The organism is Pantoea sp. USHLN256, from assembly GCF_037149875.1.
Taxonomy (GTDB): Bacteria; Pseudomonadota; Gammaproteobacteria; order Enterobacterales; family Enterobacteriaceae; genus Pantoea; species Pantoea nemavictus.
Genome location: NZ_JBBCQO010000010.1, coordinates 1 through 22,207, shown reverse-complemented (window position 1 = coordinate 22,207; position 22,207 = coordinate 1). Strand labels below are relative to the sequence as shown.

Below are 22,207 nucleotides of genomic sequence, written 5' to 3'. Positions count from 1 at the left end.
GTAAATCCTGAATCGGGCTGGGTTACAAAAATGGCGTTAAGTCAGGCAGATAAAAAAGAAGGTGCCGATGTGCGCCACCTTCTGCAACTACCGGTTACTCGTCGATCGCGGCTTTGTAGGCATCGGCATCCAGCATGGAATCGAGCTCTGACTCGTCGCTGGCTTTGATGCGGAACAACCAACCATCGGCATACGGCGCGCTGTTAACCAGCTCCGGTGAATCGCCTAGCTGATCGTTCACCTCGACGATTTCACCGCTCAAGGGTGCATAGATGTCAGAAGCGGCTTTCACCGATTCCGCTACCGCGCAATCATCACCGGCCGCGAAGGAGGCGCCGACGTCTGGCAGATCGACAAATACCATGTCGCCCAGCAGTTCCTGCGCATGTTCGGTGATACCTACCGTGAAGGTGCCGTCGGCTTCTTTACGGACCCACTCGTGGCTATCGCGGTATTTCAATTCACTTGGCACATTGCTCATTGGCCATTTCTCCTGAAAAAAATTACTGGGCGACCGGCTTACCGGCGCGAACAAAAATCGGTTTTGTCACTTTCACTGGCATTTCACGGTTGCGGATTTCCACAATCGCCTGCTCGCCAATCCCCGCTGGCACACGTGCCAGCGCGATGCTGTAACCCAGCGTTGGCGAGAAGGAGCCACTGGTAATAATACCTTGCTGCGGCTGACCTTGTTCATCGGTGAAACGCACAGTCAAACCGTTACGCAGCACCCCTTTTTCGGTCATCACCAGACCAACCAGCTTCTCGGTGCCCTTTTCGCGCTGCGCTTGCAGTGCGTCACGACCGATGAAATCGCGGTCGGCAGGTTCCCAACTGATGGTCCAGCCCATGTTGGCAGCCAGCGGCGACACGCCTTCATCCATCTCCTGGCCGTACAGGTTCATGCCCGCTTCCAGACGCAGCGTGTCACGCGCACCCAGACCCGCCGGCTTAACGCCTGCAGCTAACAGCTGCTGCCAGAAAGCGGCAGCTTCAGTGGCAGGCATAGCAATCTCGTAGCCCGCTTCGCCGGTGTAGCCGGTAGTAGCAATGAACAGGTTTTCTGCCTGCACGCCAAAGAACGGCTTCATGCCAGCAACGGCGTCACGCTGAGCGGCACTGAACAGCGTTTGCGCTTTTTGCTGCGCGTTCGAGCCCTGCACCGCAATCAGCGCCAGATCGTCACGCTCGGTCAGCTCGACGCCAAACGGTTGTGCATGCTGTTTAATCCACGCCAAATCTTTCTCACGCGTGGCGGAGTTCACCACCAGGCGGAAGAAATCTTCGCTCATAAAGTAAACAATCAAATCATCGATGACGCCAGCGGAGGCATTCAACATGCCGGTGTAAAGTGCTTTGCCCGGCTGGGTCAATTTAGCGACATCGTTGGCTAACAGATAACGCAGGAATTCGCGGGTACGTGCGCCGCGTAGATCGACGATGGTCATGTGGGAAACATCAAACATGCCGGCATCGTTACGCACCGCGTGATGCTCATCCATTTGCGAGCCGTAATGCAGCGGCATCATCCAACCGTGGAAATCCACCATGCGTGCACCACATGCCTGATGCTGTTCGAATAGAGGCGTTTGCTGAGTCATAACCATCCTGTGAAAACAAGTGAGTGTGACGCGCCTGCGTCGCCTTTGCTGGCTGACGCAAACGTTCTCTTTGTGCTGAAGTTATCACCTAATGCGGCAATTAACCATGAGGAAAACGAGGGTGAAACACTACCATCTTTCAACGAAGCACCGAACAGCGACCAGCATAAATCACTGCATTATTGTGATTAGCCTCGCACAAAATACGACTAAATTACTTTCATGCAGCAAAATGAAGGAATAGACACCGCAGGATTAAGAAATGGTCCGGTGTTCGCATTGCCATAACATGAATTAATCTAATGCGAATTAAGGGGTGAAATTAGAATAAATCAAACGAGGCGCGATTGCGGTGCAGTGCTGCATCATGGCGGTGCAGCAAAGAAAAACGGCGCCCAGTTGGGCGCCGTCAGCGGAAAAAATTAACGTATCCAGCTGGGTAGATCGTTGAGCCCCATAGCCTGCTTCAGCATCAGCGGTTTAACGCCCGGTAAAGTATCGGCTAGCTTGAGGCCGACATCACGCAACAGCTTTTTCGCCGGATGCGTGCCGGCAAATAGCTCGCGAAACCCCTGCATCCCCGCCAGCATCATCGCCGCGCGGTGCTTGCGGCTACGTTCATAGCGACGCAGATAGAGATGCTGACCAATGTCTTTGCCTTCCTGGTGCAGACGGCGAATTTCACCAATCAGTTCGGCCGCATCCATAAAGCCAAGATTGACGCCCTGCCCGGCCAGCGGATGAATGGTGTGTGCGGCATCGCCAACCAGCGCCAAACGGTGCGCGGCGAAGTTACGCGCATAACGCGCCGTCAGCGGGAAGGTTTTGCGCTCGCTCTCGACCTGACACAGGCCAAGACGCATATCAAACGCTACCGACAGCTGCTGGTTGAACAGCGCTTCCGGCATTGAATGCATGCGCGTCGCTTCCTGCGGCGAGAGCGACCAAACGATCGAGCAGAGATGAGGATCCTGCATCGGCAGAAATGCCAGAATGCCATCGCCGTGGAATACCTGACGCGCGATGGCATCATGCGGCATATCGGTGCGGATATTTGCCACTAATGCATGATGCTCGTAATCCCAGAAGGTCAGCGGGATATCGGCTTTGTCACGCAGCCACGAATTAGCGCCGTCAGCAGCAACTAGCAAACGCGCGCTCATCATGCTGCCATCCTGCAAGGTAATGAAGGCTTCGTTGTCGCCAAATGCCACCTGCTGCAACTGCGCCGGAGCGAACAGCGTGATGTCGCTGCTGTTGCTGGCTCGTTGCCACAAGGCACTATGAATCACTTCGTTTTCAATAATATGACCGAGATGCGACAGGCCCTGCTGCTCATCATCAAAACTGATGGAGCCGAAGCTGTCCTGATCCCACACTTCCATGCCGTGATAGGCGCTGGCGCGCAGGGCCAGAATGCTCGACCAGACATCGAGCTTTTGCAGCAGACGTTCACTGGCAGCGTTGATGGCGGAGACGCGAATCGACGCGTTAGCCGCCGGATCAAATTGTGGCTCGGGTGCTTTTTCCAGCACGGCAACGCGTAAGCCGCTGCCCTGTAATCCGCAGGCGACGGCCAAGCCCACCATGCCGCCACCGGCGATTGCCACATCGAATGTTTGCATTGCTGCCCCTTAATTGGTGCTTAACGCTTAACCCAGCCGAGCGTTCGCGCGGCAAGTGGGTTTCGCAGCCATGGCAGATGGTCCATTGCCACCAGCCCAAGATTTCGTCCCGCCACTAATGGCGCATAACGGTTAGCAAACAGTTTGACTAAACCGTCGGTGACGCCAATGGTGGCGGCACGATCGGGTTGACGCCGCGCGGCAAAATGCTGCAACACCGCGTAGCTGCCTGGGTCCTGCTGCTGACGCCATGCGCCCGCCAGCGTTTCTGCCAGCGACATCACATCGCGCAGGCCAAGGTTAAAGCCTTGTCCGGCAATCGGATGCAGCGTTTGCGCCGCATTGCCTACCAGCGCCAGCCGATGTGTGACCTGACGTTCGGCGGTTTGCAGCGCCAGCGGATAAAGCTCGCGTTGCCCCGCGTGCGTAAAGCGCCCAAGGCGCCAGCCAAATGCCTGCTGCAGTTCTTGCAGGAAGGTCGCGTCATCCCACTGTTTAATCGTTGCTTGCGCGTCAAGCGGATGGCACCACACCAATGACATGCGGTTACCGGACATCGGCAACAGCGCCAGCGGGCCATGCTCGGTAAAACGCTCAAATGCGCGTCCCTGATGCGGCAGCTGGGTCGACACATTGGCGATAACCGCTACCTGATGATAGTCGTCACGCTGCCAGGTCATACCGCAGGATGCGCCTAAAGGCGATCGCGATCCATCGGCGGCCACCAGTAAATCACCGGTTAATTGCTCACCGCTGTTGAGTGTAACCTGCACGCTATCGGCGCTACGTGACACCGCCGTGGCGTGATCCGGGCAGCGCACGCTGATGCCCGGTGCCTGTTGCAAACGCTGGAACAAACGCTGGCCGACATCGAAAAGTTCCACGACCTGACCCAGTGCGGGCAACTGGTGATCTTGCGCTTTGAGCGAGACGAAACCGGTATGGCTGCGATCGGAGACGTGGATATCAGTAATAGGCGTGGCGCAATCCGCCAGCGAGCGCCACACATCGATATCGGCTAACTGCTGGCAGGTGCCCGCCGCCAGGGCAATCGCGCGTCCATCGAAGCCGGGATGTGCACGGCTATCGGGCTGGCTACGCTCAATCAGCGTTACCGGCAGCTGACCTTGCGTCAGGTGCGAAATCGCCAGCGCCAGGGTGGCGCCGGTCATACCGCCGCCAGCAATTAAAATGCTCATGCCTGACGTGCCGCCGCCATCAGGGCTTCAATCGCATCGGCGTCTTTCACCACGCTGTCGGTGAGATTTTCGTTGCCGTCCGCCGTGATGACGATGTCATCTTCAATGCGAATACCAATGCCACGATATTGCGGCGGCACGTTGGCATCTGGCGCGATATACAAGCCAGGCTCAACGGTTAGCACCATGCCCGGCTCAAGAGTGCGATCGCGGCTCGGCGTGCCGTAATGTCCCACGTCATGCACATCAAGCCCCAGCCAGTGGCTTAAACCGTGCATAAAGAACGGGCGGTGTGCCTGCTCTTCAAACAGCGTATCGATATTGCCATCCAGAATGCCGAGGTCGACCAGGCCGGTAATCATGATGCGCACCACTTCGTCGTTAACATCATGGATGCTGATACCCGGACGGAACATCGACAGCGCTTTGTAGAGCGAGGCCAGCACGATGTCGTAGATGGCACGTTGCGGCTCGCTGAACTTACCGTTGACCGGGAAGGTGCGGGTGATATCGCCCGCGTAGCCGTGGAATTCACAGCCAGCGTCAATCAGCACCAGATCGCCATCGCGCATTTCACATTCGTTTTCGGTGTAGTGCAGAATGCAGCCGTTTTCGCCAGCACCGACAATGGTGTTGTAAGAGGGGAAACGCGCGCCGTGGCGATTGAATTCGTGGTGAATTTCGCCTTCCAGCTGATATTCGAACATGCCCGGACGGCAGGTTTGCATCGCTCGGGTATGCGCCAGTGCGCTGATTTTTCCGGCACGGCGCAGAATCTCAATCTCTTCCGCGCTTTTGAACAGGCGCATCTCATGCACCCACGGACGCCAGTCAGTAACCGTATTCGGTGCGCTAAGATTTTGGCGGAAGCCGCGACGCAGTTTTTCCAGCGCGCTAAACACCCGTTGATCGGCTTCGGCGTATTCGCCCTGCGCGTGATAAACCACATCAAGGCCGTTAAGCAGTTGGTGCAGCTGCTCATCAATGTCATCCCACGGCAAAGCACGATCGACACCCAGCCTGGCCGGAGCGGCATCCTGGCCAAGGCGGCGACCAAACCAGATTTCCGCGGTCAGATCGCGCACACGATTGAACAACACGCTGTGATTGTGCTTGTCATCGCTTTTGATTAAAACCAGCAGCGCCTGCGGTTCGTTAAAACCGGTGAAGTACCAGAAATCACTGTTTTGCCGAAAGTTATATTCAGTATCGTTGCTGCGCGTCACTTCAGGTGCAGCAAAAATCAAAGCGGCACTGCCTGGCGCCATGCGGGCAATCAGCGCCTGACGACGTTGCTGGAACGTTTCCAGAGTAATCATGTTTGCACTCCCTGTTGAAGACGGGCCACAACGTACCCGCATTGACGCGCTTAGTGTAACGTAGGTTTCTGTACTTCAGGTGCCGTTGGCTGATGCTGGCGCGTGAAGGTGTCGTGGCACAGTAAGGCGGCAACACGCACGTACTCGATCACCTCTTCCAGCGACTGCTCCAGCTCTTCCTGGTCTTCATCTTCGTCATAGCCGAGCTGCGCGATGGTGCGCAGATCGTCAATCGCTTCACCGGTTTCGCCGGTTACTTTCTCAAGCTTAGGCTGCGTAACGCCCAAACCTAGCAGGAAGTGATTGACCCAGCCGGCCAGCGCATCGGCGCGATCGAACACCGTGATGTCATCATCTTCCGGCAACATCAGCTGGAACATAAAGCCTTCGTCTTCCAGCGTGGTCGCCAGGCTCTCGTGCAGCGCCTGTAACGGCTGAGACAGGCTCTGCGAAAACGCCATGCCTTCGTTGGTGAGATCGTGAACCATGGTTTTCCAGCTGGTATCCTGATTGCCACCGCACAGAATTCCGGAAAGGAGTCCGTGCATTTCGGCCGGCGTCATGCCCACGCCCTGCTGAGAAAGGGCCGCGGCCAGCGCGTTGTAACTAGGCGTTGCGTTCTGTAAAGACATAAGCTTTGGTCGTCGTTGGCGGAATAAGTTCGTGTTATGCTACCACCAGGTGCCTCTGGGTTTCCAGAAAAGGGGTTGTAACTTATAACTCGGGTATATATAGTTTCGCACCTCCCAACCCATTGACCGGTAAGGGAGATGCGATCGAAGTAATCAGTCAGGATGGTGGCATGTCTGCACAACCAGTAGATATTCAAATTTTTGGTCGTTCATTGAGAGTGAATTGTCCGCCTGAACAGCAAGATGCGCTGAATCTGGCCGCAGAGGATCTCAATCAACGGTTGCAAGATTTAAAAGTTCGCACTAGAGTCACCAATACAGAGCAACTGGTGTTCATCGCCGCGTTAAACATCTGCCACGAGCTGGCACAAGAGAAAGGTAAGACGCGCGACTATGCAGCAAACATGGAACAACGTATCCGCATGCTGCAGCAGACCATTGAACAAGCGTTAGTTGAGCAAGGTCGCATAACTGACCGCCAGGGCCCTAATTTTGAATAACACTTCATGGTCCTCATGCTAGAGTGACGGTGAAGTAAATTTTCTCTGAGATGTTTGCAAGCGGGCCAGTCCCCTGAGCCGATATTTCATACCAACAGAATGTGACGCTCCACAATTTGTGCGCATGCTCGGTCCGTCCGAGAAGCCTAATAGTTGTGACGGCATGTTCACCTTGAACCAAGGGTTCAAGGGTTACAGCCTGCGGCGGCATCTCGGAGATCTCCACTTAGTTTTACTCGCTAAATAATTCAGTCTGCAGCAAGGCGGCAATCGAGAGAATCCCAGTGAGCTTACTTAAGTAAGTGATTCGGGTGAACGAGAGCAGCCAACGCGGCTGCAGATTGAAGTATGACGCGAATCCCCCGGTTCGCATGATATAGTGGCTTGCAACAGCCCACTCTGCCGGGGATATCATGTCAGCACCCTCCTTTCTCGACCGTCAAGACATCCGTCAGCATGTGCGCCATTTGCGCCGTAATCTCACGGCTGAGCAGCAAGAACAGGCCGCCGATCAGCTGGCTGAACACGCCATCAATATCGCACCGATCGCCAATGCCCAACGCATCGCGCTGTTTTTGTCTGTCGATGGTGAAATCAACACCCGCCCGCTGATCGCCAAACTGTGGCAGCAAAAAAAGCAGGTTTATCTACCCGTGCTGCACCCCTTCTCGCCAGGCAATCTGCTGTTTATCCGCTATACGCCCGCGAGCGCGCTCACGCCAAATAAACTGCGTATTCCCGAGCCGCCGTTAGATATCACGCAGCTGTCCCCGCTGGACCAATTAGATGTGATGCTGGTGCCGCTGGTAGCGTTTGACCACCAGGGCCAACGTTTGGGGATGGGCGGCGGATTCTACGATCGCACGCTGCAAAACTGGCAGCAGCACGGTTTTCTTCCGGTGGGCATTGCGCATGATTGCCAGCGCGTGGATACACTTCCCGTCGCCGCATGGGACGTCCCGCTGCCGGCGATACTGACGCCATCAAAACTGTGGCAATGGGAAACGTAAGCAGAAAAAAGGGCGCCAGTGGCGCCCTGATTGATTAGTACAGCAGACGGGCGCGAATGGTGCCCGGAATGGCTTTCATTGCCTGAAGCGCTTTATCCGCCACCTCTTCTGTCGCGTCAATATCGATCACCACGTAGCCCATAATTGGCGTGGTTTGCAGATACTGCGCGGCAATGTTAATGCCCTGCTCAGCAAAGATCTGGTTGATAGCCGTCAGCACACCTGGACGGTTCTCATGGATATGCAGCAGACGACTGGCGCTCGCTGCATGCATTGGCAGCGAAACTTCCGGGAAGTTGACCGCAGACAGCGTAGAACCGTTGTCTGAGTATTTCGCCAGTTTGCCAGACACTTCCAGACCGATGTTTTCCTGCGCTTCCTGGGTTGAACCACCAATGTGCGGAGTCAAAATCACGTTGTCAAATTCGCACAGCGGAGAGTTGAACGGATCGCTGTTAGTCGCCGGCTCGACCGGGAACACGTCGATAGCGGCACCAGCCAGATGTTTGTTCGCCAGTGCTTCACACAGCGCCGGGATATCAATCACGGTACCGCGCGCGGCATTAATCAGTAGCGAGCCCGGCTTCATTAATGCTAGCTCCTCAGCACCGATCATATTCTGCGTGGATTGGGTTTCAGGCACATGCAGGCTAACCACATCGCTCATATTGAGCAAATCGGAAAGGTGGCGAACCTGCGTGGCGTTACCCAGCGGCAGTTTGCTTTCGATATCGTAGAAGAACACGTGCATACCCAAGCTTTCTGCCAACACACCCAGCTGCATGCCGATGTGGCCGTAACCAATGATGCCCAGTTTCTTGCCACGCGCTTCGAATGAGCCGTTGGCAACTTTATTCCAGATGCCTCGGTGCGCTTTGGCGTTCGCTTCCGGAATACCGCGCAGCATCAGCAGCATTTCGCCAATCACCAGCTCAGCAACGGAGCGGGTGTTGGAGAACGGTGCGTTAAACACCGGCACACCGCGTTTCGCCGCAGCAGCAAGATCAACCTGGTTAGTACCGATACAGAAGCAGCCAACTGCAACCAACTTTTCAGCGGCAGCAAAGATCTCTTCAGTCAGTTGGGTACGGGAACGGATACCAATGAAGTGCGCATCGCGGATGGAGGATTTCAGCGACTCCGCATCCAGCGCCCCTTTGTGAAACTCGATGTTGGTGTAGCCTGCTGCCCGCAGGTTTTCCAGCGCACTCTGGTGAACGCCTTCCACCAGCAGGAACTTAATCTTGTCTTTTTCCAGTGATACCTTTGCCATTTCCCGACCCTATTCAGAATTCAATGAGGACTACCATAAGGTAGCCTTCTGTCAAAATATCAAAAATTTCGTGCGCAGCAATACAAACGATTGCCTGCGTGCCAGCACGCGCCCACGCGGAGGCAGCACAATGCCGTACAAAATCGTGGCATCTATGTTGGACGGAGTACGAACCCACTGCTGATGAATCTTTTGTGACATAAGTCACCAAATTTCAGCCTGGCGAGAAAAGATGTTTTGCGGATGGAAATAACCGGCGCATGTCGGGCGCCGGACAGATCATTTTACGATGGTTTTTACGCCGTCAGCGGTGCCAATCAGCGCGACGTCAGCACCTCGTCCGGCAAACAGACCCACGGTCACCACGCCCGGCAGCGCGTTAATGGTTTTTTCCAGCTCGATAGGATCAAGAATCCGCAGATTATGCACGTCGAGAATAATGTTGCCGTTATCGGTGATGACGTTCTGGCGATACTCCGGCAAGCCGCCCAGCTTCACCAGTTCACGAGCCACAAAGGAACGCGCCATGGGAATGACTTCAACCGGCAGCGGGAAGTGCCCCAGCACATCAACTTCTTTCGATGCATCAGCAATACAGACGAATTTTTTTGCGACCGCCGCAACGATTTTCTCACGCGTTAGCGCTGCACCACCGCCTTTGATCATCTGCATCTGCGGATTGATTTCATCTGCGCCATCCACATAAACCGACAGTTCGTCAATTTCATTGAGATCGAAGACGTGGATACCTAAAGCTTTCAGTTTTTCTGTCGATGCTTCCGAACTGGAAACCGCGCCTTCAATCTGATTCTTCATGGTGCCGAGCGCATCAATGAAATGCGCGGCAGTGGATCCCGTTCCCACGCCAACCACCGTGCCGGGCTCTACGTACTGCAGCGCTGCCCAACCTACCGCTTTTTTCAGTTCATCCTGGGTCATGGTATGTTTAAAACCTGTGCGACATCGAAGTGCGCGTAGTATAAAACAAGGCGTCGTAAAAAAGCGCGACTGTTGAACAGCCGATTTACGTCTTTGGAAGCCAGCCCGCAAAAAAGCGCCACAGCACAATTTGAGCGTTTTATGGCATAGTAACGTCCACCCTGAACGAGAGAGAACAACAATGAAACGCCCGGATTATCGAACGCTTCAGGCGCTGGATGCTGTGATTCGCGAGCGCGGCTTCGAGCGCGCCGCGCAAAAACTCTGTATTACGCAATCTGCGGTTTCGCAGCGTATTAAACAGCTGGAAAATTTATTCGGTCAGCCGCTGCTGGTGCGCACCGTGCCGCCGCGCCCCACCGAACAGGGACAAAAACTGCTGGCGTTATTGCATCAGGTTGAGCTGCTGGAAGAGGAGTGGCTGGGTGACGATAACGGCGGTACCACGCCGCTGCTGCTGTCGCTGGCGGTTAACGCCGACAGTCTGGCAACCTGGCTGCTGCCCGCCCTGAAAGATGTGCTGGCCGATTCGCCGGTGCGCCTGAATTTGCAGGTAGAAGATGAAACCCGCACCCAGGAACGTCTGCGTCGCGGTGAAGTGGTTGGCGCGGTGAGTATTCAGCCACAACCCCTGCCAAGCTGTTTGGTTGATCAGCTGGGTGCGCTCGACTATCTGTTCTGCGCTTCGCCTGATTTCGCCGCACGTTATTTCCCCAACGGCGTGACCCGCTCCGCATTGCTGAAAGCACCGGCGGTAGCATTTGATCATTTAGATGATATGCATCAGGCGTTTTTGCAGCAGAACTTTGACCTGTCGCCAGGCAGCGTGCCCTGCCACATCGTTAACTCGTCAGAAGCCTTTGTGCAGTTGGCGCGCCAAGGTTCGGTGTGCTGTATGATTCCGCATCTGCAGATTGAGCGCGAGCTGGCGCAAGGTGAGCTGGTAGATTTGACGCCAGGTTTGTATCAGCGACGCATGCTGTACTGGCACCGTTTTGCCCCAGAAAGCCGTTTGATGCGCAGCGTTACGGATGCGCTGATTGCGCACGGACATCGCGTGCTGCGCCAGGATGTTTTGCCTGCATAATGATCAGGTCGCCATAAACGGCGACCTGACTCAAAGCCTTACGGCGTATTCGGTTTAATCTCGAACACCACATCCACCTGATCGTCAAAGTGAATGCTCTGCTGCTCGTAAGTTTGCTGTGCGGTGGTGTCAGCCGGCGCTGCCGCGGCTTTGTACATCCGCGCCATCGGCATTGGTTGGTAGTTAGCAACGTGGTAACGAATGCTGTAGACCGAACCCAGTTTAGCGTTGAAGCCTTCAGCCAGCGCATTGGCCTGCTGCGTGGCGTTAGCAATCGCCACTTTACGCGCCTTCTCTTTATAGCTGTCAGGATTGGCCACACCCAACTCTACCGACCGAATTTCATTCAGGCCGGATTTTAGCGCGCCATCCAGCAGCTCGTTCAGCTTATCCAGCTGACGCAGCGTCACCTGTACCTGACGCTCCGCACGATAACCTTTCAGCACCGATTTGCCTTCTTTGGTGTAGTCATACTCCGGCTGGGTGCTGAGGTTTGCCGCATCAATATCTTTTTTCTCGATGCCATTCTTTTGCAGGAAATCGAAATATTGCGCCACGCGGTCATCAGCCTGTTTCTTCGCTTCCGCCGCGTCTTTCGACGAAACATTCACCACAATAGCGAGCGTGGCGATATCGGGCGTGGCATCAACGCTTGCCTGTCCTGACGTCACCACATGCGGTCCATTTGGTAATTCACCCGCGTGGACTAAACCGGACAGTGCGCCGGTGCTCATTACGGCGGCCAGCGCCAGTGCTTTCAGTTTCACGAAAGTCCTCCTTGAGGGATTCAATTTACAGGTCGCCACTATGGCTAAACCTAAAACACATTAACATGTGTGCTTATCTGATTTTTAAACTGACTAAAAGTTCGGGCATGCTGCGGTTTAAACCTGGCCGCGATCGCAAATTTTAATGAACAGATTGGCCGAAACCTCACTTAAACGTTTCTATTAAAGAAACACCCCTGCATTCGGGAGAGTTGCATTATGACAGAACAGCCGCTGAGCCAAACCGCTGCCAGCCTTCCCGCCGGACGTACGCGCTTTCTGATGCTCGGCCTGGTGTTTATCAACATCATCATCAACTATATGGATCGCACTAACCTGTCGGTTGCCGCCACGGAAATGGCCGGAGAGCTGCGCTTCACGCCGCTGGAAATGGGGTTGATCTTCTCAGCGTTCGGCTGGATTTACGCCGCCCTGCAGATCCCCGGCGGCTTCCTGATTGATCGCCTTGGCGCGCGCGTGGTGTATGGCGTTGGTCTGTTCGTCTGGTCTTTAATCACCGCGCTGCATGCGCTTGCCAACAGTTTTACTGCGCTATTTGGCCTGCGGCTCGGCGTGGGCGCGTTTGAAGCGCCAGTGATGCCCGCCAACAATCGGGTGATCTCCAGCTGGTTCCCGGAACGGGAGCGCGCCAGCGCCATTGGTATCTACTCTTCAGCGCAGTTTGTTGGCCTGGCCTGCATGACACCGCTGCTGTTTCATGTGCAGGCTGCGTTTGGCTGGCGCGGACTCTTTTTGATTACCGGTTTGGCGGGCATGATTTGGTCGCTGGTGTGGTATTGGCTCTACCGCGAACCAAACCACCATAAAGGTGTGTCCGACGCTGAACTGAACTACCTGCGCAGTAACGGTGCGCTCCTGGAGAGTCAGCATAAGAATCAATCACCGCAAGCGCGCTGGAGCGATTTGGCGCAGATGTTCAGCAGCCGCAAATTGGTCGGCATCTATATTGGTCAGTTCACCATCTCTGCCACCTTCTGGTTCTTTCTCACCTGGTTCCCGACCTATCTGGTGGAATATCGCCATATGGGATTCATCAAAAGCGGCTATGTCGCCTCAGTGCCCTACTTCGCCGCCTTCTGCGGAGTTTTGCTGGCCGGCTTTGCCTCAGATCGTATGATACGACGCGGCGTGTCCGCCAGCGTGGCGCGTAAGCTGCCGGTGATTCTTGGCCTGTTCCTGACGCTGTTTATCCTGGGTGCCAATTACACCGATGATTCCGCGCTGATCATTCTGTTTATGTCGCTGGCGTTCTTCGGTAACGGTCTGGCAACGATCACCTGGGTGTTTGTGACGGCGCTGGCGCCGCGTCATTTGATTGGACTGGCGGGTGGGGTGTTTAACTTTACCGGCGCGCTGTCATCGATCGTCGTGCCGATTGCCATCGGCGCGCTGATTGATGGCAACAACTTCGCGCCAGCACTGGCATTTATTGCGGTTCTGGCCGCGATTGGCATCTGCAGCTATCTGCTTATCGTCGGGAAAATCGACCATGTTAGCGCGGGCTGACAACTATCTGCGCCAGCGATTGCAGCTGTTGCAAGCGCTGCGCGAGATGCGCCTCATCGTGCTGCCAGATTTTGGCAAAGGCCAGCGCCGCGCGATTGTGATTAATCGGCTGCGCCATGCTGATTTCACCGTCATCACGATGCCAAATCAGATGATCTGCCGCACGCTTGCGTGCCAGCAGCGGCGCAATGTGCTGCCACTGTTCATCGCTAAAACGCGGGCGCAGCACCTCATCACTTTCGGCGGCCAGCAACGACACGCCAATCACCGACTGCCACGCAGGCAGCATGCGGAAACCCGCCAGCGCCTGGCTGGCGTTGGTGCGCTCACCCGGCTCGGAGTGCCAGATATAGATCACCTGATCTTCCCACAGCACGCCCAGCGCCACCACAATGTCGCGCGGCGCGTGCATTTCCAGCTGCGGCAGCGCCTGAGCAAACAGCGAGGAGCCGCGAATCGCCTGCGCAGCCAGCGCGTGAATGCCGGGACCGGGCAGATAGCGCCGGTGCTCATCCTGCGTCGTCAATCCGATGGAAGCCATGGTCATCAGCAGGCGATTAACGCGCGTACTGTTCATCCCCATCTGACGCGCCAGTTCGCGACAGCCCACGGCTTTATCGCTGGAGACCAGATATTGCAGGCAGCGAATACCGTCGATCAGGCTTTGGTTGGGTTGAGAAGACATAGATCACCTGCGGCGGGGAAAACTCAATCTTAGCCTTAGAGTTAGAGGAATGAAATGATGCAAACTTTCTCTTCGCAAAATGCGCGTCACTTTCCGCAGCAGCGATTACATGCGGACTTACTGATTGCTGGCGGTGGATTAGCGGGCGTGTGTGCGGCATTGGCCGCCGCGCGTGATGGCCTTAGCGTAATATTGATACAGGATCGCCCGGTATTAGGCGGCAACGCCTCCAGCGAAGTGCGTTTGTGGGCCAATGGCGCCACCTCGCACATGGGTAATAATAATCGCTGGGCGCGCGAAGGCGGTATCATGGGCGACATCATGGAGGAGAACCTGTGGCGCAATAAAGAAGGAAATCCGGTGCTGTTCGATATGGTGCTGCTGGATATCGTGCAGTCGCAGACCGGTCTAACGTTACTGCTTAACACCGTGGTTACCGACATCGAAAAATCCGGCCGCAGCCTGCATGCGGTGCGGGCTTTTAACGCCATTAATCAAACGCAGTATCACGTCTCGGCGGCGCAGTTTATCGATGCCAGCGGCGATGGCGTGTTAGGTTATCTGGCTGGCGCGGCGCATCGCGTGGGAGCAGAATCCATTGAAGAGTTCGGCGAGAAGATGGCACCGGGCGAAAATTTCGGTCACAAGCTCGGACACTCGATCTACTTCTACACCAAGCGCACTTCACAGCCGGTGCGCTTCGTGCCGCCCTCTTTCGCGCTAAAAGAGATCACCGCGATTCCGCGTTATAAACGCCTAAACTCAGCACTGAACGGCTGCGACTTATGGTGGCTGGAATGGGGCGGACGGCTTGATACCGTGCATGAAAGTGAAACCATCAAATGGGAGCTGTGGAAAATCGTTTGGGGCGTGTGGGATTACATCAAAAACTCCGGCGAATTCCCCGATGCCGACAACCTCACCCTCGAATGGGTTGGCCTGATTCCCGGCAAGCGCGAAAGTCGGCGTTTTCTCGGCGATACCCTGCTCTGCCAGCAGGATATTATCGAGCAGCGCGATCATTACGATGCGGTCGCGTATGGCGGCTGGTCGATTGATCTGCATCCAGCCGATGGCGTATACAGCGAGCACGATGGCTGCCGCCAGTTTCACAGCAAAGGCACCTACACCATTCCATTCCGCGCGTTGTACAGCCAATCACTGGATAATCTGTTGTTAACTGGCCGGCTCATCTCCGCCACTCACGTCGCTTTTGGCAGCGCACGCGTGATGTGCACCTGCGGCGTGCTGGGTGAAGCCGTGGGTCGCGCGGCGGCGCTCTGCCAGCAACAGCAGATCGCCCCCGCCGAACTGGCACAGCCGGAGCGCGTGGGGCAGTTGCAGCAGCATCTGCTGCGCGCCGGCGCGTTTATCCCGCGACATCGGCTAGAGAATCCGGCGCGCAATGCGCACGTCACGGTCAGCAGTACTTTTGAACTCCGCGCCCTGCCCGCCGATGCTGGCTGGCAACCCCTGCAATCACGCTGTGCGCTACTGCTGCCGTTGAAAGCCGGTGAGCGCTTGCCAACGATCAGTGTGCAACTGCGTGCCGCACAGACGCAGAAACTGCAGGTATCGCTGCTTACCAGCGAGAATCCTGCCAATACCTGCGGCGACCGCCCGATCGCCACGCAGCATATTGAGGTCAACGATCAGGGCGCTTATCGTCTGAGCTTTGATTACCTCGCTGATTGCGATCGCTATCTGTTTATCACTTTCGCAGAAAATCCAGCGATTGAGATAGCGCTCACCAGCCAGCGCTTGCCGGGTGTCATGATGGTGTTCAATAGCCTTAACCCGCGCGTGGCGAAACGCACGCGTCAAATTAACGATGGCGCTTACGGCGTCGACGAGTTTGATTTTTGGCTGCCGCGCCGAGCGCCACAGCAAATCCTGCTGGCCTTTGCGCTGGAAACGCCGCTGCAGTTGTGGCACCGCGACTATCTGCTCAACGGCAAGTTACGTCCGGAACAGCACACCAACTGCTGGGTACCCGCACCGGATGACCCGCATCCCAGCGTCAGCTGGCAATGGCCGCAGCCGCAGCAGGCCCGCCAGATCACCCTGCTGTTTGATAACGATTTTGATCATGCAATGGAAACGGTGCAGATGGGCCATGCGCAGGCGGTTACGCCGCACTGCACCACGCATTATCGCCTGTGGCTGGATGAGAAGTTGCTGGCCGAGGTGACGGAGAATCACCACTCGCTTTGCCATCACCGGGTTCCGCAGGATGTGACCTTCCAGCAGATTCGGCTCGAGCTGCTGGCCAGTGCAGGCGCGCTGCCTGCACTGTATGGCCTGCATCTGGATTAAAAGGCAGCCATGCCTTGACGCGCCAGCTGAATGGCGATAAACCACATCACGCCGCCGACTAACAGATTGATAATCCGCTGCGCCCGTACGGTACGCAGGCGCGGTGATAGCCATGCCGCCAGCAAAGCCAGGCCGAAGAACCAGATGATCGATGCACTTACGGTGCCCAGAGCAAACCAGCGGCGTGCATCCGCAGAGGGCAGCTGGCTGCCGAGGCTGCCGAGCACCACAAAGGTATCGAGGTAGACATGCGGATTAAGCCAGGTGACCGCAAGGATAGTGGCGATGATGCGCCAGCGCCCCTGCTTCAACTCCGCGTCAGATGTTAGCGACACATCACCTTGCCAGGCACTGCGCAGCGCACCCCAGCCATACCACAGCAGAAACGCTACGCCCGCCCAGGTAATCAGCATCAGCAACATCGGTGATTGATTGAGCAACGCGCTACCGCCAAAAATGCCGCCGCAGATCAGCGCAATATCACTAAGGGTACAGAGCGAAGCGGTCATCAGATGGTAGTGGCGCTTAATGCCTTGATTCATTACGAAAGCGTTTTGCGGACCTAGCGGCAGAATCAGCGCAGCACCTAAAGCAAGCCCTTGTAAATAAACAGATAACACAGCGATATTCCTGAATATTGGGGAGATGCTGTGCAGTATAGTGACGCGAGGTTATTAGAGGAAATTGAAAAAATTAATTGGGTATTAGCTTAATTAATAAGAAAGGCACCCGCAGGTGCCTTGCTCAGTTACTCGGTGCGGGCGGGCAGCTGTTGCTCGCTCTTCACCTGATGCAGATGCACATCCATCTGCGGGTAAGGAATACCGATGCCGTTCGCGTCCAGCGTACGTTTGAAGTTCTTCATCAGATCCCAGTAGACGTTCTGCAGATCGCTACTTTTGCTCCAGCAGCGCACCACGAAATTGAGCGACGATGCAGCCAGTTCATTCAGGCCAATCTGGATGCCCAGATCTTTTAATACGCGCTCATCCGCTTCAACCACTTCCTTGAACAGCGCAATCACTTGATCGACATCCGCATCGTAGGCCACGCCAATAATGAATTCATTACGGCGGATCGGCTCACGCGAATAGTTAATGATATTGCCGGCGATGATTTTACCGTTTGGCACCACCACGATTTTGCCATCGGCGCTTTTCAGCGTGGTAGAGAAAATCTGCACATTCTGTACGGTGCCCATCACGCCGCCGAGATCAACAAACTCACCGGTTTTGAACGGACGGAAGGTAACCAACAGTACGCCCGCCGCGAGATTCGACAGCGAACCTTGCAATGCCAAACCGACGGCCAAACCGGCGGCACCCAGCACGGCGATCACCGACGCGGTTTGCACCCCGACGCGGCCCAGTGCGGCAATAATGGTGAAGGCGATAATGCCGTAACGCACCATGGCAGAGAGAAAATCGGCCACTGTGGCATCAATATGACGCGCCAGCAGCACGCGGTTAATCGCATTAGAGATGATGCGGGCGATGAACATACCGATAATGATGGTAATGATTGCCGCCACAATATTTACCGCATAGCTCAGGATCAGTTCCTGATTGCGTACCAGCCATCCACCGGCACTGTTAATGCCATTAACGACATCTAAGTCTTCCATTTGTTAGCCCTGTTAGTGAGTTTCCCGCAGGAAAATGCAAAAAACTGCCAGATTGACTCCGACACTCCGACTACAAGGGTAAACAATAATGGAGCGAAGCGCCAAAAATGGCCTGAATTTACGGGCTTTTCCAGATGAGACGCATAAAAAAAGGCCCTTTCGGGCCTTTTTTGTACTGTAAGGAAAAATTACAGTACGTCGACAGCGTTAAGCTCTTTGAAAGCTTGCTCGAGGCGAACAACCATTGATGCCTGAGCAGAACGCAGCCATACGCGTGGATCGTAGTATTTTTTGTTCGGGCTATCTACGCCGTTAGGGTTACCCAACTGCGCTTGCAGATAGTCTTCGTTCTTTTTGTAGTACTGCAGAATACCGTCCCATGTTGCCCATTGGGTATCGGTATCGATGTTCATCTTGATCACGCCGTAGCCGATAGACTCTTCGATCTCTGCAGCAGAAGAACCTGAACCACCGTGGAACACGAAGTCCAGCGCGTTATGCGGCAGATTGTGTTTCTTGGTTACGTATTCCTGAGAATCACGCAGGATGGTTGGGGTCAGTTTCACGTTGCCTGGCTTGTACACACCGTGCACGTTACCGAAGGAAGCAGCGATGGTGAAACGTGGGCTGATTTTGCTCAGCTCGGTGTAAGCGTAATCAACGTCTTCTGGCTGGGTGTACAGTGCAGAAGCGTCCATGTGGCTGTTGTCCACGCCGTCTTCTTCGCCACCGGTGCAACCCAGTTCGATTTCCAGCGTCATATCCAGCTTGGCCATGCGCGCCAGATACTTAGAAGAGATCTCAATGTTCTCTTCCAGTGACTCTTCAGACAGGTCGATCATGTGTGAGGAGAACAGCGGCTTACCGGTTTTCTTGAAGTGCTCTTCACCCGCATCCAGCAGACCATCGATCCACGGCAGCAGTTTCTTCGCGCAGTGGTCGGTGTGCAGGATAACTGGCACGCCGTATTGTTCCGCCATCAGATGCACATGGTAAGCACCCGCGATAGCGCCGAAAATTGCCGCGCCCTGTGGTTTATCGGTTTTGAAACCTTTACCGGCGATGAAGGCAGCACCACCATTGGAGAACTGAACGATGACCGGCGCTTTCACTTTGGCCGCAGCTTCCAATACTGCATTGATGGAGTCCGTGCCGACGCAGTTAACTGCTGGCAGAGCGAATTTGTTCTCTTTCGCTACCTGGAAAATTTTCTGAACGTCGTCACCAGTGACAACGCCGGGTTTTACGAAATCAAAAATTTTAGACATGGTTGTGTCCCGTTTCGTTACCGTTCATCCCCGAAGGGATTGCGATTTGATTGCCCAAGAAAGGGCTAGCCTTCAGGCGACGCCAAAGCGCCGCCCCCAAAGAATTACTGCTTCGCGCGCTCTTCCAGCATAGCAACAGCTGGCAGTTTTTTGCCTTCCACGAACTCGAGGAATGCGCCGCCGCCGGTAGAGATATAAGAGATCTTATCTTCGATACCGAACAGGTCGATAGCGGCCAGCGTATCGCCGCCACCTGCAACAGAGAACGCTTCGCTATCAGCGATGGCGTTTGCCACGATCTCGGTGCCTTTACGGAAGTTCGGGAATTCGAACACGCCAACCGGGCCGTTCCACAGGATGGTTTTCGCGCCTTTCAGGATCGCTGCCATTGCCTGAGCGGTTTCGTCGCCGAAGTCCATAATCTCTTCGTTATCCGCCACTTCAGAAACCTTTTTCACGGTTGCCGGTGCAGTTTCAGAGAATTCCGTGCCTACGCGGGAATCGGTAGGAACCGGAATGCCGTGTTCGTCACGCAGCTTTTTCGCCGCTTCGACGAAGTCTGGCTCGTACAGAGATTTACCGACGTTATTGTCGATGGCCACGAAGGTGTTGGCGATGCCGCCGCCCACAATCACGGTGTCGGCGATCTTAACCAGCGACTGCAGCACATCAAATTTGGTAGAAACTTTAGAACCGCCAACCACAGCAACCAACGGACGCTCTGGATTGCTCATCACTTTACCCAGCGCTTCCAGCTCAGCTGACAGCAGCGGACCCGCACAGGCGATTGGTGCGAACTTGCCCACACCGTGAGTCGACGCCTGCGCGCGGTGCGCGGTACCGAACGCATCCATGACGAAGACGTCGCATAGGGCGGCATATTTCTTCGACAGGGTTTCTTCGTCTTTTTTCTCGCCTTTGTTGAAGCGTACGTTCTCCAGCACCACCAGTTCACCCGCGCCCACTTCTACGCCTTCGAGATAGTCTTTCGCCAGGGTGACATTGGTGCCGTTCAGTTTGTCTTTCAGGTAGTTAACAACCGGCAGCAGGGAGAACTCTTCGTTGTATTCACCTTCGGTCGGACGACCCAGGTGAGAGGTAACCATCACTTTCGCGCCCTGTTTCAACGCCGCTTCGATGGTAGGCAGAGAAGCACGAATACGTGCATCTGACGTCACTTTCCCTTCTTTCACTGGCACGTTGAGATCGGCACGGATCAGAACGCGTTTACCAGCAAGATCCAGATCGGTCATCTTAATTACAGACATGGTGAACCCTCTCGTTGATTCTCATAAGTTTTGCCAGACGCAGTCCGCGTCTTACCTGAAACCGCTTGCGGCCATTGCTAACGTGGTGTCGATCATGCGGTTAGCAAAGCCCCATTCGTTGTCACACCAAACCAGCGTTTTGATAAGGTGATGACCACTAACCCGCGTTTGCGTGCCATCGACTATGGCACTGTGCGGATCATGGTTAAAATCTACTGAGACTAACGGTAATTCCGTATAGTCAACTATACCACGAAACGCCCCTTCTGACGCGTTTTGCAGCAACGCATTGACCTCACACGCCTTCACCGCTTCGCGCACCGACACGCTCAAATCAATGGCTGTCACGTTGATGGTGGGCACGCGCACCGCAATTGCTTCAAAGCGATCGTTAAATTTCGGAAAAATACGGGTAATGCCAGCAGCAAGACGCGTATCTACCGGGATGATCGATTGGCTGGCGGCGCGGGTACGGCGCAGGTCGCTGTGATAGGCGTCAATCACCTGCTGGTCGTGCATCGCCGAGTGAATCGTGGTCACAGTGCCCGACTCAATGCCAAAGGCGTCATCCAGCAACTTGATCACCGGAATAATGCAATTGGTGGTGCAGGATGCGTTGGAGACAATGCGGTCAGTTTGTTTAAGAGCCTGTTCGTTTACGCCGAACACGACGGTGGCATCGAGATCGTTGCCGCCCGGATGTGAGAACAACACCTTCTTCGCGCCCGCCTGCAGATGCGCTTCACCATCGGCGCGGCTACCGTAAACACCGGTACAATCCAGCACGATATCCACATTCAGTTCGCGCCACGGCAGCACATCAATTTCGGCCTGATGCAGGATGCGGATGGTGTCATCGCCAACAAACAGCTGATCGCGCTCCTGGCGCACATCAAAGGCAAACCGGCCGTGGCTGGTGTCGTACTTCAGCAGATGCGCCATACCGGCAGCGTCTGCCAGTTCGTTAATCGCCACGACGGTGATCTCGGCGCGGCGGCCGGTTTCATACAGGGCTCGCAACACGTTGCGCCCGATACGGCCAAAACCATTTATTGCTACGCGAACGGTCATCTCTACCTTCAACCACACCCGAAAAAACGTGCCGATTAGCCTGAGCGTTTCACACCGTTTTGTACAGGGAATTATTGTCCGTCAGCACTGGCCAGATGCAATCTTTCACTCACAACTGAAACGGTTCAGCTAGAGTAATGCATGCGCGGAATAACGGGAATGATTGCGATCAATTGAGTGGCGGAATATTGGATCTGCGTCACAAATTTTGCGCTGAGGGATTATTACTGCAGGAATAATTGAACCGTTTCACCCTTAAGTTACAAAGCGGATAAAACGAGGGCAGCTCAATTGAGCTGCCCTGTAAGGTCGCCATTCATGGCGACCGCCTATTACAGAATGGATTTCGCCGTTTTAACCACGTTCTCAACGGTGAAGCCAAACTCTTTAAACAGCTGATCCGCTGGCGCTGACTCACCGAAGGTGGTCATGCCGACGATCGCGCCGTTCAGGCCGGTGTATTTGAACCAGTAGTCCGCGATACCCGCTTCGATCG

21 protein-coding genes and 1 other RNA gene are annotated in these 22,207 nt (G+C 55.2%); 6 read left to right on the top strand and 16 right to left on the bottom strand.

What is annotated here, in order from left to right; genetic code table 11:
* Window positions 1-94: 94 nt before the first annotated feature.
* The 6 genes from gcvH to WFL93_RS19775 form a co-directional block, all read right to left on the bottom strand.
* A complete protein-coding gene (gene gcvH / locus WFL93_RS19800; protein ID WP_007890282.1) occupies window positions 95-481 on the bottom strand; it encodes a glycine cleavage system protein GcvH in 387 nt (128 codons plus the stop codon).
* A gap of 22 nt (window positions 482-503) precedes the next feature.
* Entirely contained in the window at window positions 504-1,601 is a 1,098-nt protein-coding gene (gene gcvT / locus WFL93_RS19795) for a glycine cleavage system aminomethyltransferase GcvT (protein ID WP_336778862.1), read from the bottom strand.
* A 422-nt stretch (window positions 1,602-2,023) separates the two neighbouring features.
* Complete coding sequence (gene ubiI, locus WFL93_RS19790; protein WP_336778861.1) at window positions 2,024-3,226, bottom strand: FAD-dependent 2-octaprenylphenol hydroxylase; 1,203 nt, start codon at window positions 3,224-3,226, stop codon at window positions 2,024-2,026.
* Between the two features lie 20 nt (window positions 3,227-3,246).
* Window positions 3,247-4,425: a 2-octaprenyl-6-methoxyphenyl hydroxylase gene (gene ubiH, locus WFL93_RS19785; protein ID WP_336778860.1), complete on the bottom strand. Its 1,179-nt coding sequence runs from the start codon at window positions 4,423-4,425 to the stop codon at window positions 3,247-3,249.
* A complete protein-coding gene (gene pepP / locus WFL93_RS19780; protein ID WP_007890286.1) occupies window positions 4,422-5,744 on the bottom strand; it encodes a Xaa-Pro aminopeptidase in 1,323 nt (440 codons plus the stop codon). Before pepP ends, ubiH begins: the two co-directional genes overlap by 4 nt.
* 50 nt (window positions 5,745-5,794) lie before the next feature.
* Entirely contained in the window at window positions 5,795-6,376 is a 582-nt protein-coding gene (locus WFL93_RS19775; RefSeq protein WP_008108255.1) for a YecA/YgfB family protein, read from the bottom strand.
* Between the two features lie 170 nt (window positions 6,377-6,546).
* Here WFL93_RS19775 and zapA point away from each other — a divergent pair, with 170 nt between their 5' ends.
* The 3 genes from zapA to WFL93_RS19760 all read left to right on the top strand — a co-directional run bounded on the left by zapA (window position 6,547) and on the right by WFL93_RS19760 (window position 7,886).
* Window positions 6,547-6,876, top strand: a complete 330-nt coding sequence (gene zapA / locus WFL93_RS19770) for a cell division protein ZapA (RefSeq protein WP_007890288.1) — start codon at window positions 6,547-6,549, stop codon at window positions 6,874-6,876.
* Window positions 6,877-6,915: 39 nt separating this feature from the next.
* Window positions 6,916-7,099, top strand: a non-coding RNA gene (gene ssrS, locus WFL93_RS19765) — 6S RNA.
* A 190-nt stretch (window positions 7,100-7,289) separates the two neighbouring features.
* Window positions 7,290-7,886, top strand: coding sequence for a 5-formyltetrahydrofolate cyclo-ligase (locus WFL93_RS19760; protein ID WP_336778859.1), 597 nt, complete (start codon window positions 7,290-7,292; stop codon window positions 7,884-7,886).
* A gap of 34 nt (window positions 7,887-7,920) precedes the next feature.
* Here WFL93_RS19760 and serA read toward each other — a convergent pair whose 3' ends face one another.
* Window positions 7,921-9,159 (bottom strand): phosphoglycerate dehydrogenase, encoded by a 1,239-nt coding sequence (gene serA, locus WFL93_RS19755; RefSeq protein ID WP_007890290.1) that lies wholly within the window; start codon window positions 9,157-9,159, stop codon window positions 7,921-7,923.
* A gap of 279 nt (window positions 9,160-9,438) precedes the next feature.
* Complete coding sequence (gene rpiA / locus WFL93_RS19750) at window positions 9,439-10,098, bottom strand: ribose-5-phosphate isomerase RpiA (protein ID WP_007890291.1); 660 nt, start codon at window positions 10,096-10,098, stop codon at window positions 9,439-9,441.
* Window positions 10,099-10,279: 181 nt separating this feature from the next.
* Here rpiA and WFL93_RS19745 point away from each other — a divergent pair, with 181 nt between their 5' ends.
* Window positions 10,280-11,185: a LysR family transcriptional regulator ArgP gene (locus WFL93_RS19745; protein WP_007890292.1), complete on the top strand. Its 906-nt coding sequence runs from the start codon at window positions 10,280-10,282 to the stop codon at window positions 11,183-11,185.
* 38 nt (window positions 11,186-11,223) lie between these two features.
* On the opposite strand, the gene WFL93_RS19740 is transcribed toward WFL93_RS19745, so the two are convergent.
* Window positions 11,224-11,952: an oxidative stress defense protein gene (locus tag WFL93_RS19740; RefSeq protein ID WP_007890293.1), complete on the bottom strand. Its 729-nt coding sequence runs from the start codon at window positions 11,950-11,952 to the stop codon at window positions 11,224-11,226.
* A 219-nt stretch (window positions 11,953-12,171) separates the two neighbouring features.
* Between WFL93_RS19740 and WFL93_RS19735 the strand changes: the two genes are divergently transcribed.
* Window positions 12,172-13,479 carry an MFS transporter gene (locus WFL93_RS19735; protein WP_336778858.1) on the top strand — a complete coding sequence of 436 codons (1,308 nt, stop codon included), beginning with the start codon at window positions 12,172-12,174 and terminating at the stop codon, window positions 13,477-13,479.
* On the opposite strand, the gene WFL93_RS19730 is transcribed toward WFL93_RS19735, so the two are convergent.
* Window positions 13,466-14,164 (bottom strand): IclR family transcriptional regulator domain-containing protein, encoded by a 699-nt coding sequence (locus WFL93_RS19730; RefSeq protein ID WP_007890295.1) that lies wholly within the window; start codon window positions 14,162-14,164, stop codon window positions 13,466-13,468. The genes WFL93_RS19735 and WFL93_RS19730 overlap by 14 nt on opposite strands.
* Before the next feature lie 57 nt (window positions 14,165-14,221).
* On the opposite strand from WFL93_RS19730, the gene WFL93_RS19725 reads away from it, so the two are divergent.
* Window positions 14,222-16,480, top strand: a complete 2,259-nt coding sequence (locus WFL93_RS19725) for an FAD-dependent oxidoreductase (protein WP_442955898.1) — start codon at window positions 14,222-14,224, stop codon at window positions 16,478-16,480.
* On the opposite strand, the gene argO is transcribed toward WFL93_RS19725, so the two are convergent.
* From argO to WFL93_RS19695, 6 genes are all read right to left on the bottom strand, one after another.
* The gene (gene argO / locus WFL93_RS19720; protein WP_007890297.1) at window positions 16,477-17,100 is read right to left on the bottom strand and encodes an arginine exporter ArgO; all 624 of its coding nucleotides are present in this window, start codon (window positions 17,098-17,100) and stop codon (window positions 16,477-16,479) included. The two genes, WFL93_RS19725 and argO, sit on opposite strands and share 4 nt — an antisense overlap.
* Window positions 17,101-17,228: 128 nt before the next feature.
* Window positions 17,229-18,104 carry a small-conductance mechanosensitive channel MscS gene (mscS, locus tag WFL93_RS19715; RefSeq protein WP_007890298.1) on the bottom strand — a complete coding sequence of 292 codons (876 nt, stop codon included), beginning with the start codon at window positions 18,102-18,104 and terminating at the stop codon, window positions 17,229-17,231.
* 188 nt (window positions 18,105-18,292) lie between these two features.
* Window positions 18,293-19,372, bottom strand: a complete 1,080-nt coding sequence (gene fbaA / locus WFL93_RS19710; RefSeq protein WP_007890299.1) for a class II fructose-bisphosphate aldolase — start codon at window positions 19,370-19,372, stop codon at window positions 18,293-18,295.
* Between the two features lie 104 nt (window positions 19,373-19,476).
* Complete coding sequence (gene pgk / locus WFL93_RS19705) at window positions 19,477-20,640, bottom strand: phosphoglycerate kinase (RefSeq protein ID WP_007890300.1); 1,164 nt, start codon at window positions 20,638-20,640, stop codon at window positions 19,477-19,479.
* 51 nt (window positions 20,641-20,691) lie between these two features.
* Window positions 20,692-21,711 (bottom strand): erythrose-4-phosphate dehydrogenase, encoded by a 1,020-nt coding sequence (epd, locus tag WFL93_RS19700; RefSeq protein WP_007890301.1) that lies wholly within the window; start codon window positions 21,709-21,711, stop codon window positions 20,692-20,694.
* A 332-nt stretch (window positions 21,712-22,043) separates the two neighbouring features.
* A partial coding sequence (locus WFL93_RS19695; RefSeq protein ID WP_336778903.1) for a transketolase-like TK C-terminal-containing protein occupies window positions 22,044-22,207 on the bottom strand: 164 nt, incomplete at its 5' end.

Coding starts and splice junctions, on each gene's coding strand:
- rpiA (WP_007890291.1), bottom strand. CDS start 10,098: ATGACCCAGGATGAACTGAAAAAAGCGGTAGGTTGGGCAGCGCTGCAG.
- fbaA (WP_007890299.1), bottom strand. CDS start 19,372: ATGTCTAAAATTTTTGATTTCGTAAAACCCGGCGTTGTCACTGGTGAC.
- serA (WP_007890290.1), bottom strand. CDS start 9,159: ATGGCAAAGGTATCACTGGAAAAAGACAAGATTAAGTTCCTGCTGGTG.
- epd (WP_007890301.1), bottom strand. CDS start 21,711: ATGACCGTTCGCGTAGCAATAAATGGTTTTGGCCGTATCGGGCGCAAC.
- pgk (WP_007890300.1), bottom strand. CDS start 20,640: ATGTCTGTAATTAAGATGACCGATCTGGATCTTGCTGGTAAACGCGTT.
- gcvH (WP_007890282.1), bottom strand. CDS start 481: ATGAGCAATGTGCCAAGTGAATTGAAATACCGCGATAGCCACGAGTGG.
- ubiH (WP_336778860.1), bottom strand. CDS start 4,425: ATGAGCATTTTAATTGCTGGCGGCGGTATGACCGGCGCCACCCTGGCG.
- ubiI (WP_336778861.1), bottom strand. CDS start 3,226: ATGCAAACATTCGATGTGGCAATCGCCGGTGGCGGCATGGTGGGCTTG.
- mscS (WP_007890298.1), bottom strand. CDS start 18,104: ATGGAAGACTTAGATGTCGTTAATGGCATTAACAGTGCCGGTGGATGG.
- gcvT (WP_336778862.1), bottom strand. CDS start 1,601: ATGACTCAGCAAACGCCTCTATTCGAACAGCATCAGGCATGTGGTGCA.
- zapA (WP_007890288.1), top strand. CDS start 6,547: ATGTCTGCACAACCAGTAGATATTCAAATTTTTGGTCGTTCATTGAGA.
- WFL93_RS19735 (WP_336778858.1), top strand. CDS start 12,172: ATGACAGAACAGCCGCTGAGCCAAACCGCTGCCAGCCTTCCCGCCGGA.
- WFL93_RS19730 (WP_007890295.1), bottom strand. CDS start 14,164: ATGTCTTCTCAACCCAACCAAAGCCTGATCGACGGTATTCGCTGCCTG.
- WFL93_RS19745 (WP_007890292.1), top strand. CDS start 10,280: ATGAAACGCCCGGATTATCGAACGCTTCAGGCGCTGGATGCTGTGATT.
- WFL93_RS19725 (WP_442955898.1), top strand. CDS start 14,222: ATGCAAACTTTCTCTTCGCAAAATGCGCGTCACTTTCCGCAGCAGCGA.
- pepP (WP_007890286.1), bottom strand. CDS start 5,744: ATGATTACTCTGGAAACGTTCCAGCAACGTCGTCAGGCGCTGATTGCC.
- WFL93_RS19760 (WP_336778859.1), top strand. CDS start 7,290: ATGTCAGCACCCTCCTTTCTCGACCGTCAAGACATCCGTCAGCATGTG.
- WFL93_RS19775 (WP_008108255.1), bottom strand. CDS start 6,376: ATGTCTTTACAGAACGCAACGCCTAGTTACAACGCGCTGGCCGCGGCC.